The organism is Streptomyces sp. YGL11-2 (genome assembly GCF_050054615.1).
Lineage (GTDB): Bacteria > Actinomycetota > Actinomycetes > Streptomycetales > Streptomycetaceae > Streptomyces.
In genome coordinates this window covers 1-15,447 of the sequence record NZ_JBNHIN010000022.1, presented here as the reverse complement: position 1 = coordinate 15,447, position 15,447 = coordinate 1, and the positions used below count along the sequence as shown (strand labels likewise).

General features: G+C 67.3%; 18 protein-coding genes and 1 pseudogene. 12 read left to right on the top strand and 7 right to left on the bottom strand.

What is annotated here, in order from left to right:
- Window positions 1-56 precede the first annotated feature (56 nt).
- The 7 genes from ACO1BR_RS23955 to ACO1BR_RS23925 all read left to right on the top strand — a co-directional run bounded on the left by ACO1BR_RS23955 (window position 57) and on the right by ACO1BR_RS23925 (window position 6,337).
- Window positions 57-860 (top strand): hypothetical protein, encoded by an 804-nt coding sequence (locus ACO1BR_RS23955; RefSeq protein ID WP_426797143.1) that lies wholly within the window; start codon window positions 57-59, stop codon window positions 858-860.
- Entirely contained in the window at window positions 857-1,570 is a 714-nt protein-coding gene (locus ACO1BR_RS23950; RefSeq protein WP_426797142.1) for a DUF317 domain-containing protein, read from the top strand. Before ACO1BR_RS23955 ends, ACO1BR_RS23950 begins: the two co-directional genes overlap by 4 nt.
- Before the next feature lie 80 nt (window positions 1,571-1,650).
- Complete coding sequence (locus ACO1BR_RS23945) at window positions 1,651-2,424, top strand: hypothetical protein (protein WP_426797141.1); 774 nt, start codon at window positions 1,651-1,653, stop codon at window positions 2,422-2,424.
- A gap of 242 nt (window positions 2,425-2,666) precedes the next feature.
- A complete protein-coding gene (locus ACO1BR_RS23940; protein ID WP_426797140.1) occupies window positions 2,667-2,984 on the top strand; it encodes a hypothetical protein in 318 nt (105 codons plus the stop codon).
- A gap of 105 nt (window positions 2,985-3,089) precedes the next feature.
- Window positions 3,090-3,959 carry a hypothetical protein gene (locus tag ACO1BR_RS23935; protein WP_426797139.1) on the top strand — a complete coding sequence of 290 codons (870 nt, stop codon included), beginning with the start codon at window positions 3,090-3,092 and terminating at the stop codon, window positions 3,957-3,959.
- Entirely contained in the window at window positions 3,956-5,221 is a 1,266-nt protein-coding gene (locus ACO1BR_RS23930; protein WP_426797138.1) for a DNA cytosine methyltransferase, read from the top strand. Before ACO1BR_RS23935 ends, ACO1BR_RS23930 begins: the two co-directional genes overlap by 4 nt.
- The gene (locus ACO1BR_RS23925; RefSeq protein ID WP_426797137.1) at window positions 5,222-6,337 is read left to right on the top strand and encodes a DnaB-like helicase N-terminal domain-containing protein; all 1,116 of its coding nucleotides are present in this window, start codon (window positions 5,222-5,224) and stop codon (window positions 6,335-6,337) included. It abuts the gene before it with no gap.
- A 109-nt stretch (window positions 6,338-6,446) separates the two neighbouring features.
- Here ACO1BR_RS23925 and ACO1BR_RS23920 read toward each other — a convergent pair whose 3' ends face one another.
- From ACO1BR_RS23920 to ACO1BR_RS23910, 3 genes are read right to left on the bottom strand one after another with little or no spacing between them, the layout of a single operon-like run.
- The gene (locus ACO1BR_RS23920) at window positions 6,447-6,665 is read right to left on the bottom strand and encodes a hypothetical protein (RefSeq protein WP_426797136.1); all 219 of its coding nucleotides are present in this window, start codon (window positions 6,663-6,665) and stop codon (window positions 6,447-6,449) included.
- A 12-nt stretch (window positions 6,666-6,677) separates the two neighbouring features.
- Entirely contained in the window at window positions 6,678-6,890 is a 213-nt protein-coding gene (locus ACO1BR_RS23915) for a LexA family protein (protein WP_426797135.1), read from the bottom strand.
- A complete protein-coding gene (locus ACO1BR_RS23910; RefSeq protein ID WP_426797134.1) occupies window positions 6,887-7,114 on the bottom strand; it encodes a hypothetical protein in 228 nt (75 codons plus the stop codon). Before ACO1BR_RS23910 ends, ACO1BR_RS23915 begins: the two co-directional genes overlap by 4 nt.
- Before the next feature lie 202 nt (window positions 7,115-7,316).
- Here ACO1BR_RS23910 and ACO1BR_RS23905 point away from each other — a divergent pair, with 202 nt between their 5' ends.
- A complete protein-coding gene (locus ACO1BR_RS23905) occupies window positions 7,317-7,784 on the top strand; it encodes a hypothetical protein (RefSeq protein ID WP_426797261.1) in 468 nt (155 codons plus the stop codon).
- Window positions 7,785-7,827: 43 nt separating this feature from the next.
- Window positions 7,828-8,199: a hypothetical protein gene (locus ACO1BR_RS23900; protein ID WP_426797260.1), complete on the top strand. Its 372-nt coding sequence runs from the start codon at window positions 7,828-7,830 to the stop codon at window positions 8,197-8,199.
- Window positions 8,200-8,298: 99 nt separating this feature from the next.
- On the opposite strand, the pseudogene ACO1BR_RS23895 reads toward ACO1BR_RS23900, so the two are convergent.
- Window positions 8,299-8,580: pseudogene (locus ACO1BR_RS23895) on the bottom strand (ATP-binding protein); the annotation flags it as partial.
- Between ACO1BR_RS23895 and ACO1BR_RS23890 the strand changes: the two are divergent.
- The 3 genes from ACO1BR_RS23890 (at window position 8,479) to ACO1BR_RS23880 (ending at window position 10,704) form a co-directional block, all read left to right on the top strand.
- Window positions 8,479-8,718 (top strand): hypothetical protein, encoded by a 240-nt coding sequence (locus ACO1BR_RS23890; protein WP_426797259.1) that lies wholly within the window; start codon window positions 8,479-8,481, stop codon window positions 8,716-8,718. The pseudogene ACO1BR_RS23895 and the gene ACO1BR_RS23890 overlap by 102 nt on opposite strands.
- A gap of 734 nt (window positions 8,719-9,452) precedes the next feature.
- Window positions 9,453-9,695, top strand: coding sequence for a DUF397 domain-containing protein (locus tag ACO1BR_RS23885; RefSeq protein WP_426797133.1), 243 nt, complete (start codon window positions 9,453-9,455; stop codon window positions 9,693-9,695).
- Between the two features lie 94 nt (window positions 9,696-9,789).
- The gene (locus tag ACO1BR_RS23880; protein WP_426797132.1) at window positions 9,790-10,704 is read left to right on the top strand and encodes a helix-turn-helix domain-containing protein; all 915 of its coding nucleotides are present in this window, start codon (window positions 9,790-9,792) and stop codon (window positions 10,702-10,704) included.
- Between the two features lie 33 nt (window positions 10,705-10,737).
- Here the strand turns inward: ACO1BR_RS23880 and ACO1BR_RS23875 are convergent, their stop codons facing one another.
- From ACO1BR_RS23875 to ACO1BR_RS23865, 3 genes are all read right to left on the bottom strand, one after another.
- On the bottom strand, window positions 10,738-11,556 hold the full coding sequence (locus ACO1BR_RS23875; RefSeq protein ID WP_426797131.1) for an SAM-dependent methyltransferase: 819 nt from the start codon (window positions 11,554-11,556) through the stop codon (window positions 10,738-10,740).
- Between the two features lie 654 nt (window positions 11,557-12,210).
- On the bottom strand, window positions 12,211-13,239 hold the full coding sequence (locus ACO1BR_RS23870; protein WP_426797130.1) for a hypothetical protein: 1,029 nt from the start codon (window positions 13,237-13,239) through the stop codon (window positions 12,211-12,213).
- A 104-nt stretch (window positions 13,240-13,343) separates the two neighbouring features.
- The gene (locus ACO1BR_RS23865; RefSeq protein WP_426797129.1) at window positions 13,344-13,640 is read right to left on the bottom strand and encodes a hypothetical protein; all 297 of its coding nucleotides are present in this window, start codon (window positions 13,638-13,640) and stop codon (window positions 13,344-13,346) included.
- Window positions 13,641-15,447 lie beyond the last annotated feature (1,807 nt).

Genomic DNA, 15,447 nt, shown 5'->3' with positions numbered 1-15,447 from the left:
ATCTCATCACCACGCCTCCACTCGACCTGAACGAAGAAGTCCGCCAACTGCGGCAGTTGGCCCGTGACTTCGAAGCCCTCAAGGCGCGCGTGCGCGACGTCTCCTACACGCCCGGCACGGACGCGCTGCATCGCATCAGCCCCCTCCTTCTCCAGACGCAGGACCTCACGGCTACCGCCCTGGCGCGCCTGACCGCGCTCGACAACAGCTCGTACAGCCACATCGCGGGCAGCCGGGGCAGCCTGGAGCTGCTGGCCTCGGTCGTCTCCTCGTCGTCGCTCGCCGGCACCGACCTGGCACACGTGGTGCTCGCCAACCCCTACGAGGGCGCGCAGGTCGCCGGCTACCCGGCCGACGACGAGGCGGTGCGCACGGCCCGGCATACAGAGGCCATCCCGAAGATGAGCGGGCACCTCGACGATGCCGTCCACCAGCTCGACCTGTGCGCGATCGGCTGCCACTACCTCGCCCACGGCATCACCGAGGACCTGGCCACCGCACAGGAGTACAAGTCGGCGGCCGTACGGCAAAAGACGGGCCCCGCGCTGAGCCCCGCCCAGTACGACGCACTCTGCGCGCTGCAGGGCGGCGGAAAGTTGTATGAAAGCTCGACACGAGGGCTGGGTGTAACCCGGGTCGCCACCAACGACGGAACCCGCGTCTCCATCGCCACCTACCGGGCTCTGGCCAGGCGCGGACTGGTCAGCGCCGACGCCAGCACCTCGCTGTATCAGGGCCAGAAGATCACCGTGACCGAGCAGGGGCGACAAGCACTGGCCCAGCCTCGCCCTCGCGCCCCATTGTCGACGGCGGCGGCCACCGTGCCGAAGGCCGCGGCAACGCAGGGAGCCCACCGGTGACCGCGTACGCGCCCGACGACCGGGTCATGGTCTCGCCGCGGTACATGGCAGGCGCCGGTGACCGGCTCGCCGACGCGATCGGTCCCCTGATCCACCTCTTCGGCTGGACCACTCAGCACGACGCCACCACCGGCCACGTCAAGATCGACAGCCCCGACGGCAGCGTGTTCTGCGACTTCGACCCCATCCACCCTCTCGGCACCTGGTGGACGATCGCCCACCACGAACCGTACTGGGAAGTGCAGTTCAGCCGGCAGACGCCCATGGAGGCCGTCGCCGCCGTGACCCAGGCACTGCCTCAGCTGCTCGGCGATACCCGTCACGCCGAGCGCATCCCGATCACGGACATGCCCCTGGAACAGATCGCGGCGCTCCACGACTGGTCCGACGAGGACGGCGTCCTGACCTCGCCCGACTGGTACTGCCAACTTATCCACACGCCCCATGAGGAAATCGTCTGGCGGGCCGAGCACGCCTACTACGAGAACCAGCCGCTGGCCACCTTCACGCGCGATGTCCCCGAGGGCCTCGTCCGGAACTTCTTCGCCCACCTGTCCACGCCCATAGCCGTGGAGCGGGCCTTCGCCGACGTCTCCCTCAGCACGCGGCACGGGCACAGTGCCCTGATCACCCCGGTCCGCGCCGCCGCGATGAACCCGCACATCGATCACGCCCTCGCTCAGCTCGACCGCCCCGGCCGGCGTCGCTGAGCGGCCCGTCAACTCCTGCCCTGGAGCCCTCCCTGTCCGAGAAGACCCTCTCCCTTGAACCCGCCGAACAGCTCCTCGCGTTGGCAGCCGACTTCACCCGCTTCAACGACGCCCACCTGCGTCACGCACTCAACGGGACAACCCCCGCCACCCTGCTGAACAGCCAGACGGAATCTGCCCAGCGCCTCGCCCGATCCGCGCTCGCCATCGTGGACACGCTCAACGCCCAGCCGATGTACCACAGCCCCGACATCCGGGCGGTGTACGCACGCGTACGCCAACTCGCCCATCTCGCGACCGATGCAGCCGACCATCTCATCGATGCCGTCGACATCCTCGACCACACCCGCGCGGGGCTGCCTGTTGAACTCGGCGACGACTTCCTGGCAGTCCTGACCGAGCAGGAGGCCCGACGAGAGGCCGGCCGACGCTTCACCCTCGTCGCCAGCCTCACCGCCCTTGGCTCCGCAGACGCTCTGGCAACCGCCGAACTCTTCGTTGCCGAACGCCGGCACCGCGGCTTCGTACCCGAGCACCAGCCGCCTGCCCTCTCCCCCGCGCAGAGCACCACACTGCGCGCGATAGCCCGCGGCGACGTCGCGATCACCCACGACAAGCCCTACCTGCGCCGCGAGGACCTCCGCGTCAGCATCAGCACCATCCGCGCCCTGGAGAGCCGCGGCCTGGTGATGCGCGAGGACTGCCCCGACTGGTTCCGCGACGAGCGCGTCCACCTCACCGCAGCCGGGCGCCGCGACCTCGCCGCCTCGTTCGGCCGACACCGCCGCACCGGTCTGACCACCACACGCCCAGCCGCGCCCCTGCCGACGGCCGCCGCCAGCCGCTCCCGCTGAACCCCGCACCCCACTTCCCGGGAGACCTCACGCCCTCCGACACCCCCACCGCGCACGACATCGCGCTCGCCCTAGCCGCCCAGGTCCACCCCGACGCCACACCCCGCGACGTCGTCGTCCACTTCACCCTGCGCCGCCTGGCCGCGCCGCGCTACGACCACAGGTCCTCCGGCGGCCCCGCGAACGGCATCGCCCAGTCACTGCATGCCCGGCTCTACGGACTCCCCGACGACCCGGGCCCGGTGCCCACCGCCCTCGACGAACTCCTCCAGTCTCTGGCCACCGCTCGCGACGCAGACCAGCAGCACGCCGTGCTGGCCCAGCTCGCCGAGCAGCTGCGCAACGCCGCCGAGATCCTCGAATGGGCTCGCAACAACGCCCACTGGCGCCAACTTCCCGCCCCTACATGGGAATGGCTGCGTACGGCCACAGACGCCGCCCGCGACCTCGCCGACGGCCTCGACGAGGTAAGTCCTGCCTTCGCTTCTCCCCGCGCCCCCACGACGGCCCCGGCCCCGCCGGCCCCCGCCGCACGCCGCGCCCCCGCTCCCCGCCGCTGACCGACCCGCCCACGGACAGCGCCCCGCCCGCCGCAAGGACACCCAATTTCCACCAACCCCGTATTCCGATCCATCTCGCTCGGCGCCGGAATTCAATCCAGTGCCATGCTCGCCCTGTCAGCCGAAGGGATTCTCCCCAAGGTCGATTACGCCATTTTTGCCGATACAGGATGGGAACCGAAGTCCGTTTATTCGCATCTCGACCGCCTGGAGCGGGAGATAGCGAAACCGGCAGGTATCCCTATCCTGCGGGTCACTTCCGGAAACATTCGCAGCGATGCACTCGACCCTGGCCACAGATTCGCCTCCATGCCGCTCTACATTCTAAATCAGGACGGCAAGGCAGGAATGACAAGAAGGCAATGCACAGGCGAATACAAGATAAAGCCGATCAAGAAGCAGGTCCGCGAACTCCTCGGCTACCCCTACCCTGCCCGCATTCCACGAGACGTGTTCGTGGAGCAGTGGGTCGGCATCTCCACCGATGAATTCCACCGCGCCAAGGACGCGGACGTGAAGTACATGCGCAACCGGCACCCGCTCATCGACATGGGCTGGTCGCGCAGCGACTGCATTCGCTATCTGTCCTCGCTCGGATTGGCGGACACGCCGAAATCGAGCTGCCTTGGCTGCCCGTTCCATGGTAACGCTCAATGGCGGCACATCCGGGACAGCTCGCCAACCGAGTGGGCGGACGTGGTGGAATTCGACGCCGCCATCCGGAAGGGAAACGCCCGCGCCAACGCCACCGGAAACCGTCTGCTGGGCGAGGCATTCCTGCACCGTTCACGCATTCCGCTGAGCGAAGCTCCGATCGACCATGTCACCGCCGCCGAATGGGCGGCGCTACAGCAAGAAGTCGGCGCCGAAGAAGACGCAGAGCAGCTGGAAGAGGGCGTTGCTGACGGGTGCTCTCCCTGGGCCTGCCGAGGGGAAATCACAGTCACGCAGGACGACTTCGGGCTGGCCACGTGATCGTGCTCGACCTGTTCGCCGGACCCGGCGGCTGGAGCCACGCACTGGCCGTGCTCGGCGTGCGGGACATCGGCCTGGAATGGGACGAGTGGGCCTGCAAGACCCGTGCCGCGCAAGGGCAGTTGACGATTCGGGCCGACGTGGCGATGTACCCGGTCTGGCCCTTCCTCGGGAAGACCACCGGGCTCATCGCCAGCCCGCCCTGCCAGGCGTGGTCGATGGCCGGCAAACGCCTCGGCCTCCTCGACCAGCCGCTCGTCCACCAAGCCGTCGCCGACCTCGCCACCGGCCGCGACACCCGCGAACAGCTGCTGGCTGACTGCCGCGACGAACGCTCACTGCTCGCCGCCGAGCCCATGCGCTACCTGCACGCCCTCAACCAGCACGGGCAACCCGAGTGGGTCGCGATGGAAGAGGTGCCCGACGTCCTGCCCCTGTGGCGCCAGTACGCCGCGATCCTGCGCAGCTGGGGGTTCTCGGTATGGACCGGGATCCTGAACGCCGCCGACTACGGGGTGCCGCAGACGCGGCGGCGGGCGATCCTGCTCGCCTCCCGCACCCGGACCGCCGAGCCGCCGCAGCCCACGCATGCCAAGGCGGCCGAGCTCGAGTCGCTGTTCGGTCCGGGCCGCGCGCAGTGGGTGTCCATGGCCGAGGCCCTCGGCTGGGGAGCCACCGACCGTCCCGTGCCGACCGTGTGCGCCGGCGGAGGACCGGGCGGCGGCCCCGAGCCCTTCCCATCGGGATCCCGTAAGACGCTCACCGACGCCCGCGATCGTGGGACTTGGAAGCCGCAAAGCGCCGTCGTCCTGCGGTCGCGACGCGAGGGTGGCGGGTGGAGCGCCCGGCACGGAACCAGAGCGAACCGGCCAGCCCACGCTCCCGCGCCCACGTTCGCCGGCGAAGCACATCGCTGGTCGTGGCCTCTGCGCAGCAACAACCAGGCGAACGCGACCGTGCGCCGATCCGACGAGCCGGCCGGGACGCTGTTCTTCGGCCACCGTGCGAACGAGTGCGTCTGGGTCGCTGAGCCCGCTCCCAGCGGCGCGAGCGGGGAGCGGCCGACGCCGGAGTCCATCCGGATCACCGCCCAGGAGGCCGGCCTCCTGCAGACCTTCCCCGCCGACTACCGCTGGGCCGGGAACAAAAGTCAGCGGTTCTCCCAGATCGGCAACGCCGTGCCACCCCGGCTCGCCGCCCACCTGCTGGCCCCGCACCTCGGCAAGACCCTCCAGCCAGACGACTTCACCCTGGCCGCCTAGATGCCTCAGCCCACCGACCCGTACGAGGACGACCTGGACGACCTGCCCCCTGCCCGGCCGGTGCACTACGCCGAGCAGTCCCTGCTCGGCGCGCTTCTCCTGGAACCCGAGCGGCTCGCCGACATCGGCGACCTGGATGCGGGCCAGTTCGGCAACCACGCTCACGGCGCCCTCTTCCAGGCCATGCTCACGGTGCCCCCACCCGACCCGGAGATCCACCGCTCGGATCCCGCCTGGCTGAACACCGTGCTCGACGCGGCGCGCCCCCATGCCCCCGGGCTAACCGCCTCCTATCTCCACACCCTCATCCAGGTCTGCCCCTGGCCCCGGCACGCGCCGACGTACGCGCGGATGATCCGATCCGATCACGCCCGGCGCACGCTGCTCATGCACGCCGAACTCCTCACCCAGACCGCCACCGACGTCACCCTGCCCAACCCCGCCGCCACCACTGTGGGACAGGCCGACATCCTCGGACAGTTCCTGGACACGCTCGCCGGACAGTTCGCCCCGCACCCCGGTTCCCTGCCGCGCACCTTGGTGCCGGGCACCCCCGCGGGGCACAGCAGCGAGGAAGCCCTCGACGAGGAACGACTCCTCCTCGCCACGGCCACTGCGCACCCGGCAGAGCTGAAGAACATGCGCTGGCTGCAGCCCGACGATTTCACGCTTCCCCTGCACGCCATGGTGTGGCAGTGCCTGACCGCCCTGGTCCAGGGCGGGGAGCCCGTGGACCCGGTCACCGTGCTCTGGGAAGCCCAGCACCGCGGGCTCCTCGCCGACGGCCTCGACCCCAGCGACGTCATCGCCCTGGTCTCCGCCCCCGTCGGCTCACCCGAATACTGGGGTGAGCGGATCCTTCAACGCGCGCTGCTGGCCCGCGCATTCGACGTCGGCACTCGAATCGCCGCCTACGCCCACGATCCGGCCAACACGCCGCACCAGCTGATCACCGGCAGCCGCCGCGCCCTAGCCGACCTCACCGCCCTGCGAACCCGCTGGCAACGCAGCACCACCCCTACGCCGCCGGCACCCCGCGCACCGCGCAGCCCGGCCCTCTCCCGCGCCGGCCCGCCACCACGAGCCACCGCAGCAGGCACACGAGCACTCCGATGACCGACCCGCTCCGGCCGGCCCCACGTCGGCCGGAGCCGTGAAACAAAGACAGATCGCCGCGCCCCGGGGCATCGTTGCTGCACGAGACCGGGCACCGACGTCGCACTCCTCACAGCCGGTCAACGACCACATGCCCGTCCCTCCACTCGGCGAGGACCTGCTCACCCTCGCTGGTGTCCTCGACGACACGGATGACGACCTCTTCGACGCTGCCGTAAAGGCCGATCCAGCCCCGCCAGGCGTGGCGGGCGGTGGTGACCGCTGACCATTCGCCTGTGACCGCCGGGCCAGCTGTCGTGAACCGGAGGATTGCGCGGTAGGTGGTCACGGCCTCTGCCCATCAGGAGGTGAGCCGGTAGGACCGGCTGCGGTGCGAGTCGTGTCGCACGATGCCCCGCTCCTCCAGTATGCGGAGGTGGTAGGCGACGGTGGAAGCGGACCGGCCGAGCGCCGCCGCGATCTCCCGAACAGTCGGCGGGTCCCCTGTCTCCACGGTCAGCCTCCGTAGGGTGCGCTCGACTCGGTACCGAGTCTCTCCCCGATCGGCGGTCATCGCGCCTCCCAGGCCCGCTGCTTCAGCACCATCCGGGCGGCCGGTGCGCTGCCGGGAATCGTGGCCCAGTAAGGGTCGGTGGCGATCTGGACGGAGAGCCGCTGGAGCCGGCGTCGGAGGACCGTCGTCTCGGAGGTGTTGTCTGCGGAGGCGAGTTGTTGGTAGATGGCGTACCAGGCGGTCTGAGCCTGGACCAAGCGCTCGGGAATCTCGTAGTGAGTCACGCCCCCAATTGCATCATGTGTTCGATTTATGGCGCAGCACTCACACGGGTGACATTGGGCGCCTGTGACCCCTGGTCACCGCCGCCGTGCTGGCCGCAGCGGTGTTCGCCGCGGCCCCGCTTCCTGCGCTGGCCCTTGGAGTGTCCGGGCCGACGAGCAGGCCGTGCTGGGGACAGGCGGGGTGCTGGCTGCGGTGTGGCGCGTGGCGCATGTGCTGCGCCGCTTCGACGCGCACCGCATGCTCGCGCTGCTGCATCGCGCCTCCAGCAGCGAGACGCGGACGCTGCTGATCAACGACATTGACCAGCGAGTTCGGACCGTCCAACTCGGCAAGCGGCCCCATCCCGTCCCCCTGGATCCCGCTTCCTGGGCGGTGCTGCAGCGGTGCCTGGCCCACCGCGAAGCGTGGCAGACCGACAACCCGCACGTGATGGTCACAAAAGGAACAAAGGCCGGGCGAAGCCCGGCCTCAACTGCCTATCTTTCCCACGTCCTTGACGACTGCGGATTCCCGCCCCGGATGATCCGCAGCACCCGACTGTGCGACTTGGTGAACACCATGGACCCCAAGCTCGTCGCCGCGGCGTTCGGCATGGACCCGCAGGCCACGTTGATCTATCTCGCCGACCACGTCGACGAGGGACGGCTCCCACTGCCGGATGGCAGCTGAAATGAGGGGAAGCCGTGCTGAAAACTCGTACAGAATTGCGAGTATGACCGTCTTTGCTTGCGCGCGATGTCAGCAGCGACTCAGTTCTGACCTCCGGGAAGTAGCGATGCCGCCGCTGGTCACCGAGGAATCGCCCGGGAGCAAGTTCCTGCCCCCACTCATGCCGATCGGGTCGTATGCGGTGAGTACGGAAACCGGCGTGCTCGTTCTTCACCCCGACGACGTCATGAGGATGACCAGATACCCCGATCGCGGGCGCCTCAACGGATGCTGTGGGCTCGACGGCCTGGACGGCCCCAACCTCGCCTGCGGCAACTGTGGAGCGGAGGTCGCGACTCAGCAGTCGGACTGCTGGTCTCAGCAACTGATCGCGCTGATACCCGACGCTGTGACCGAGATGGTCTCCCCTGCTTGAACCCGTGATGTTTCGGCAGCACCTGGCACGGGTTCGCCGGAACATGTGCGCTTTTGACGGGTGCAGGTTCGAGGTCACGATCACGGATCTTCGTTCGTAGGCGGCGTCGATCACGCGGTAGAACGCTTCGGCGGCGGCCTGGCCGGACGGCAGCATGCCGATGTCGTCCAGGATGATCAGATGGGCCCGGGTGATCTTCGCGATCGCCTTGGCGACGGAGTTGTCGACGGTCGCGCGGCCGACGTGGGCGGTGAGTGATTCGAGGCTGAACCAGGCGACTTGCATGCCCTGGTCGATGGCCTTGTGGGCCAGGGCTTCGGCGAAGTGGCTCTCGCCGAGATCCTGCCGACCGCGACAGAGCTGGAACGGCTGTGGGCGCATCGCGGCGGGACTGTAGGACAGTGGGAACGTGCGCGCGTGCCGCGGGCGCTGCGCCAGCACGTGGTGGCGCTTGAAAAGCTCATCAGCGAGTTGTGTTCCCTCACCGAGTTGCTCGCTGATCCCGACGAGCAGTGCTGATTACGGAGACCGATGCAAGGCGAAGCCTGGCACGGGCGAGGGGCACACGAGCGCGCCCCGGAACCGACGACGGGACGCAGGCCGGACCAGCCATCGACGGATGCCTACGGTGGCAGTGATCACCCGCGTGATGCCGTCGCACACTCTGACGTGCTGCCAGCGGGGCCGCCATCACCATCCCGGCGCTCGTTCAGGCCGTCGGCAGCCCCAAGGCCAGGGAATGAACAGGTCTCGGGGTCGACTTCCTCAAGGAACGCGTCGTCCGCTCCCTGCGCCAGGGAATGAACAGCCCCAGAGGGCGCTACGGTCTCAAGCCTCGCGGACGAAGGTCGCCTTGACGAGTACGAGGCCGCCGGTCTCCAGACCTGCGCAGCGAGGCGCTCCTCGCCAGCCCGAGGTCTGACGACTTCGAGGCAGTGCGGACCGCGTACCGCACGTGCCGGCAAGGCTGCGCAGGCGCGGGCCTCGCCGTCGACAACGGTGGTCGAGAGCCACCGGTGGAAGTCGGCGAGCGCGTGCTCCGCAGCCGGTCGAGCCACGCTCGTCGGGCGGAGCCCCACATTAATTCATTCAATATGACATTCAGATGCCAACTGCACTCTTTCGGGGTCTGTGGCCCCGAACCGGCCCTCGATAGCGTTTGCATAGAGGTCGCCGTGCAATCCCATATGGGAATTGCTTTGGTCAGCGGAGGGCCAGCTGGCGACAAGTCCAGGAAGGGAGCATGCACTCTCATGGTGCCCAAGAACGGCGTTGCAGCTCGTGAGATCTCTGGTGTGACATGGCAGAAGGCCAGCGCGAGCGTCGGGGCGGGTAACTGCGTCGAAGTCGCCGGGCTCCCTGACGGGGAGGTGGCGATCCGCAACTCCCGGTTCCCAGGCGGGCCGGCGCTCGTTTTCACGTCGGCGGAATTGGCTGCCTTCATCGATGGGGCCAAGGGTTCGGAATTCGACCACCTGACGGGACGGGGGTTGTGACCGAACGCTGATGGTCAGGCCATAGCTTGCGGCGGCGGGCATATGCCCGACATGCTGGGGACGTCCTCTGCCCCTTTGCTGTTCCGGAGTTCATATGTCCGTCGCCCAGCCTTTAGAGCCGGATGGCGACCCGGCCGTCCTTCGCATGCCGTCGCCGGACAACAACACGGCTGCGGGCGAAATGCTCGGTGAGGAGCTCCGTCGTCATCGGGAGCTGCGCGGTCTGACCTTGAAGGATGTTGCACCCATTATCCGAGGTTCGACGTCGAAGGTGAGTCGCCTGGAGCGCGGAGAGAGCCCGCCGAAGCCTCGCGATGTCTACGACCTTGCCCGGCACTACAGACTGTCCGACTCGCAGATGCGGGTGGTGGAGCAGCTCCTCGCGCAGACGAACAACCAAGAGTGGTATGAGCAGTTCGCGGATGTCACGCCCGATTACCTCCGTCGGTTAATCCGGCTGGAGGGGCGAGCTGACTGGATCACGATCTTCGAGAACCAGGTGGTCCCCGGGCTGCTGCAGACTCGCGCATACGCCGAAGCGATGGTGCGGCTGGTCCGGCCTGATGCTCCCGACGACGATGTCATGCGCATCGTCATGCTGCGTCTGCGCAGACAGTTCATCCTGGAACAAGGACGGCGGCTTACGCTCCTGTTGGACGAGACCGTACTCGATCGGTGTCGCGGCGGCGCGAAGGTCATGCATGAGCAGATGGAGCACCTGGTCAAGGCTGCCCAATCCCACAAGGTCAACATCCGCCTCTTGAACAAGGACCGCGTACTGTCTCCTTACCCCTTCACGCTGCTCAAATTCCCTACGGGTGGGCCGTCCGAGCTGGCGTATGTGGAGCATGTGAACAGCGCCACCTACGCCACGCAGAGGAAGGCACTTGACGGTTACCACAAGTGGCTGGCCCTGATGCATGCCGCGGCAGATAGCAGGGAGTCCAGCCTGGAGAAGCTGCAGGCAGCCGTAGAGCGGTACGCGCAGCAAGCCCGCGTTGACGGCTGAGCGGCGCATGCGCTGCTCTACGGCGTGCCTCCCCTAGACGCGGGCGACGCCCCCCCATTCGACACAGTCCTTGGGTCGAAGATTCAGCGGCGGTGGCGGGGTGTCCGGTCGCCAGTCGACGACGTCCACCAGGCCCGGGGGTTCGATCTCCATGCCCTTGAAGTAGCAGCGTACTTCGCGACTCTGGCGGACCCTTCCCCAGTTGTTGTTGGTGGCCTCGGCCATCAGCGCCGTTACCTTCTCTCGTACGACAGGGTCGTCGCTGACGAGTTGGCAGACAACCATGTAGCTGCCGGCCGGAAGGCTAGTAGCTACTCGCTTGACCAGCGCGGCCGGGTCGCGTTCGTCGTCCGTGTCACGGAGGCAGTGCAGGACCGAGACGAAGAGGGCTGCGATCGGCTGCGTCCAGTCGAAAAAGTCAGCGGTGGCTTCCAGGATCTTCGCCGTATCACGTACGTCCTGGTCGACGACCATGACGTTGCTGTTCTCATGCAGGGTCGTCCGAGCGTGGGCGAGAACCATCGGGTCGTTGTCGATGTAGGCGACCTTCGCGTTCGGGTTCGCTCGCTGCGCGACCTCGTGGACGTTGTCCCGAGTGGGCAGGCCCGAGCCATGTTCAAGGAACTGAATCACTTCGAATTCATCGACGAGGATGCGTACAACACGCCTGAGAAAGGCGCGACTCGCGCGGACCAGCTGCTGGATCGTAGGAGCGATCCCAAGCAGCTTGACGCATGCGTCGCGGTCCGGCTGAAAATTCTCGGAGCCCCCTAACAGCCAGTCGTACATACGGGCGACACTGGGGGTGTTCATGTCGATAGAGCGAGATTGGGATTTCTCCCCGTGGGCCATGCGCGCTCCTTGGGCCTTGGATGAAGGCCAGACGTCCCGACGGAAGGGCTCATCGTACGGGCCTATGGCACACACGCCAATCGCTCAATCGAGCGGCAGGTAAGTGGAGTTGCTGCCGGTGCGTGGTGAAGAATTACAGGAGCGTATGCCGTGCCACGGTTGCCTGCCCGGGCGGAGTGGATGTCCAGTGGGAGACGCACGCAGGCATGGCTTGTAGGCTCCGTTCAGCTGCCCTCAGCAGTGCCCGCACGGTGCAATCGTCTACGCCCATGAGAGCCGCCACCTCGGCCACGGGCAGCCCCAACCGGATATGCAGGAGGACCACATCCGCCTGCGAATCCTCCAGCAGACAGTGAAAGCGCCAGGTCTGGCCCGGCCGGCAGCGGGCTCGGACGCCAGCTTCCCGCCGCAACAGGAACCAGGCCCGCGCCGCGGGGCAATCACTGCGCAGAGCTGCTGGCCAGCCGGTGGACAGTGCCTCGAAGACGGCATCCACGCACTGGTTGGCCCGGTTCCAGTCCTCGGTCCTCACAGAGGCGTAGCGCAGGTATATGTCGTGGTGAAGTTGGCGGAATGCCGTGTACGCCAGGCGGAAACCGGTCGGTCGACAGCGCGCTGTCATTGCGGGGAGCTGAGATCGAAGACGAGTCGTGGTCATGACGCCCCGCCCCCTTCCTGTCGCCCGTCGCCAGCGTCTTGGCACGCTGCCCACAGTCGGCGGAAGTCATCGTGGTTCGTCCCCAACTGGTCCAGGATGCTGGCGAGCAGCGCCCAGTGCGGGACTACGCGCCCGGCGAAGACGAGGGCAAGCTCCTCCTGGTCGGCGTCGACTCGCGCACTCAGCGTCGAGATCTCCGGGCCGCCGGCCGCCAGATGGGCCCCTCGCAGAGCAGCCGCGAGCGTACGGGAGTTCTGTAAGGAGGCCGTTGTCGTCGGTCGTCCCCAGGCGCGCTCCCACAGCAGCCGCAGGTCGACGGGGTCGCCTTTCATCAGATCGGACAGCACGTAGATCACCGGCCACGGCACCACGTGCGCTCCCTGCAGCGCCAGGTTCACGACCGCCGGCGGCAGGCCAGCCTGCTCAGCGACCATTTCGTCGCTACCGCCACAGCGCAGAAGCAGCGTCCTGAGCGCTTTCCCAAGCGCCTCAGCAGCTCGGCGGTTGCCCGCACCGGCCGGCTGCAGCGCCATGTCGAAGAATGGGGCGACGGCCTCCCCTTTCCTGCCATGCCGAGCCCGTAACCGTGTCTGGGTACTGCGCGAGGCAAGGAGCGCGGCGGCCTTGACTCCGCCCCATCGCGCCCGCGCCGCCGCCTCGCTCATCGTCGCCGCCGCGGCGACCTCCGGCCAACTGGCGCCTTCGGCGCGAGCCTCGTTGACGGCCGCGGCTGCAAGGCACAGGGCGTCCTCCCCCACCTGTGCAGCCAGCTTCAACAACGCGGCGAGCGGAACAGAGTCACCTTCACAGGCCAGTACCTCATGGGCCCGTGCGACAAGGTCGACAGCGATCGACCGCCGTACCGTGCGGTCAACCCCCGATACCTGACGTTCACGGTCCCGTTTCCGCTGCGCCCGGCGCCGACAGGTCGGATCACAGTAATCTCGTCGACGCCCACGAGGACTGTCCTCCGTGATCATCTTTCCGCAATACGCGCAGCCCATCGGATGCGGCGGCTCGAACATCAAAAATCCCTTCGCCGGTCCCGTGCGGTGACTTCACCGCACGGGACCTGTGGCAGTGGCTCCACGCAGGCATTACCGCAAGGCAATGCCCACCCTCCGGGCGATCAAGCCGACCGCACGCGCACGTACCGCACGCCGCTGCGGCGGGACGCCACCAGCAACAGGCCGAGCACACGCACACCAAGCGGCCAGATCGCCGAGCCTCCCACGATCACGGGCCAGCGGTCGTGGAGAGCCACGACGGTCACCACGAGGACGAGCACCACCACCAGCAGGCTGGAACAGAGGTGAACTTCCCACTGATCAAGGGAACGGGTTTCGCCACTCCAAGGGGAAGGGATAATCCCCTTACGAGAGGCCGGGGGCTCCATCGCCGATCCCCGGCTCTTGTTGATAGGCATGACCAAATACCTCTCATGGTTATTGACGGCCTGTCAGGTGGCCTTGGGTCGCACCCCGAGGCCACCACACACAGCCGGCCATCACTTGACTGCGCGCAGTGACTGAACACTATCGTCACATTGAGCCACCCTTCGCAGTCCTTTCCTTATAACTCCGTCGGTCGTCCCACCACGGGAACCCATCTCAGATGCAATGCGGCGCATAATCACCGATGTCGCGTGCCACACGACAGTTGATGACCTACTTGACACCGGAACGAGGAGCCAATCCGCGCATCTCCTTCCATGAAAAGTGCGCTGCCTGATCGCTCTTGATAAATCAGCAGGTCAATGGTTGTGCGGACCTCGCTCAACTGCATTCTCTAAGCGGAAGTATGGCGTCCGCGTCAAAGGCGCATGCATATGGGAATTGGAGCAAATCACGAAAGCGAATCCTGGAACGCGTGGGAATCAGACCTCCGTCGACACTCCCAGAAAGGCGAGGTCGCACACCAGTAGCGGTGTCGCTGACCAGGTGCCCGCGTCCATGGACCACGTTTGCCCGCAAAGTGGAGTATCGCCTTCCCGTTAGCCGCACGCGAAACATTCAAGGTGATCCATCCATCATTTCGAATTTTTGATCGCTGGTGAAATGGCCGATCCCAGGCACCCGTTGTCTCGACCGCCATACGCTGCGTCAGGCACTCCGAACGCCTGCCCCAAGCAATCGACACCGCCTTCCCCCGCCATTCGCGCCCAAGCCCGACATCCTCGCCCGCTACAACGACGTCTTCTCCAGGCACATCACTCTCCGTTGGTACCCCTCCAAGGACCGATGAAGACGGCCTCGCCGAGCCGTCGGTGGACGTCGGCGTGCTGTTGGTACCCCTCCAAGGGGCGATGAGGACCGGACAGCCCGTACACCATCGACTCGCCCGACATGAGGTTGGTACCCCTCCAAGGAGCGATGAGGGCCGTGGGGACGAGGACCCCGTGCCCGCCGCCGCGGAGGGGTTGGTACCCCTCCCAGGGGCGATGAGGGCCCGGCGGCACGGTCGTCACCATCACCGGCACCGGACTGTTGGTACCCCTCCGAGGGCGATGAGGACGATCCAGGCCCGTCCGTCGCCTCTGGCATCTCGCCGTTGGTACCCCCCGAGGGGCGATGAGGACCCGGCGACCGCTCACCGCCCAGCTCTGAGTAGGGAGTTGGTGTCCCTCGCCGGGTCGGCGAGGACAAGGGGACCACACGATGACCGCCGCCGAACAACACCGTTGGTACCCCTGGCAGCGTCGATGAGGACCTGGTAGCCGATGCGCAGACGCAGTGCCTGCAATGGCGTTGGTACCCCACCGAGGGGCGATGAGGACTGGGCTGAGCCCGGCGCGATGACCGCCTGGAGACGACGTTGGTACCCCTCCGAGGGGAGATGAGGACACGCTGACCTGCGCCAGGATGCTGCTGGAGGCTCCGTGTTGGTCCCCTCCGAGGGGAGATGAGGGCCGAGCGGGGAGAAGATGTCGCCGAGCTGCTGGCACTGGTTGGTAGCCCTCCGAGGGGAGATGAGGGCTCCCGCTGTGCGTCGGCGACCCAGGCCCGCGTCTCGGGTTGGTACCCCTCCGAGGGGAGATGAGGGCCGAGCGGGGAGAAGATGTCGCCGAGCTGCTGGCACTGGTTGGTAGCCCTCCGAGGGGAGATGAGGGCTCCCGCTGTGCGTCGGCGACCCAGGCCCGCGTCTCGGGTTGGTACCCCTCCGAGGGGAGATGAGGGCCGGTGCGGCTGCGGGCGCAGGAACCGTGACCACCAAGTTGGTACTCCTCCGAGGGG

Coding starts and splice junctions, on each gene's coding strand:
- ACO1BR_RS23880 (WP_426797132.1), top strand. CDS start 9,790: ATGTCCGTCGCCCAGCCTTTAGAGCCGGATGGCGACCCGGCCGTCCTT.
- ACO1BR_RS23865 (WP_426797129.1), bottom strand. CDS start 13,640: ATGCCTATCAACAAGAGCCGGGGATCGGCGATGGAGCCCCCGGCCTCT.
- ACO1BR_RS23885 (WP_426797133.1), top strand. CDS start 9,453: ATGGTGCCCAAGAACGGCGTTGCAGCTCGTGAGATCTCTGGTGTGACA.
- ACO1BR_RS23915 (WP_426797135.1), bottom strand. CDS start 6,890: ATGACCGCCGATCGGGGAGAGACTCGGTACCGAGTCGAGCGCACCCTA.
- ACO1BR_RS23900 (WP_426797260.1), top strand. CDS start 7,828: ATGACCGTCTTTGCTTGCGCGCGATGTCAGCAGCGACTCAGTTCTGAC.
- ACO1BR_RS23935 (WP_426797139.1), top strand. CDS start 3,090: ATGCTCGCCCTGTCAGCCGAAGGGATTCTCCCCAAGGTCGATTACGCC.
- ACO1BR_RS23875 (WP_426797131.1), bottom strand. CDS start 11,556: ATGGCCCACGGGGAGAAATCCCAATCTCGCTCTATCGACATGAACACC.
- ACO1BR_RS23870 (WP_426797130.1), bottom strand. CDS start 13,239: ATGTTCGAGCCGCCGCATCCGATGGGCTGCGCGTATTGCGGAAAGATG.
- ACO1BR_RS23925 (WP_426797137.1), top strand. CDS start 5,222: ATGCCTCAGCCCACCGACCCGTACGAGGACGACCTGGACGACCTGCCC.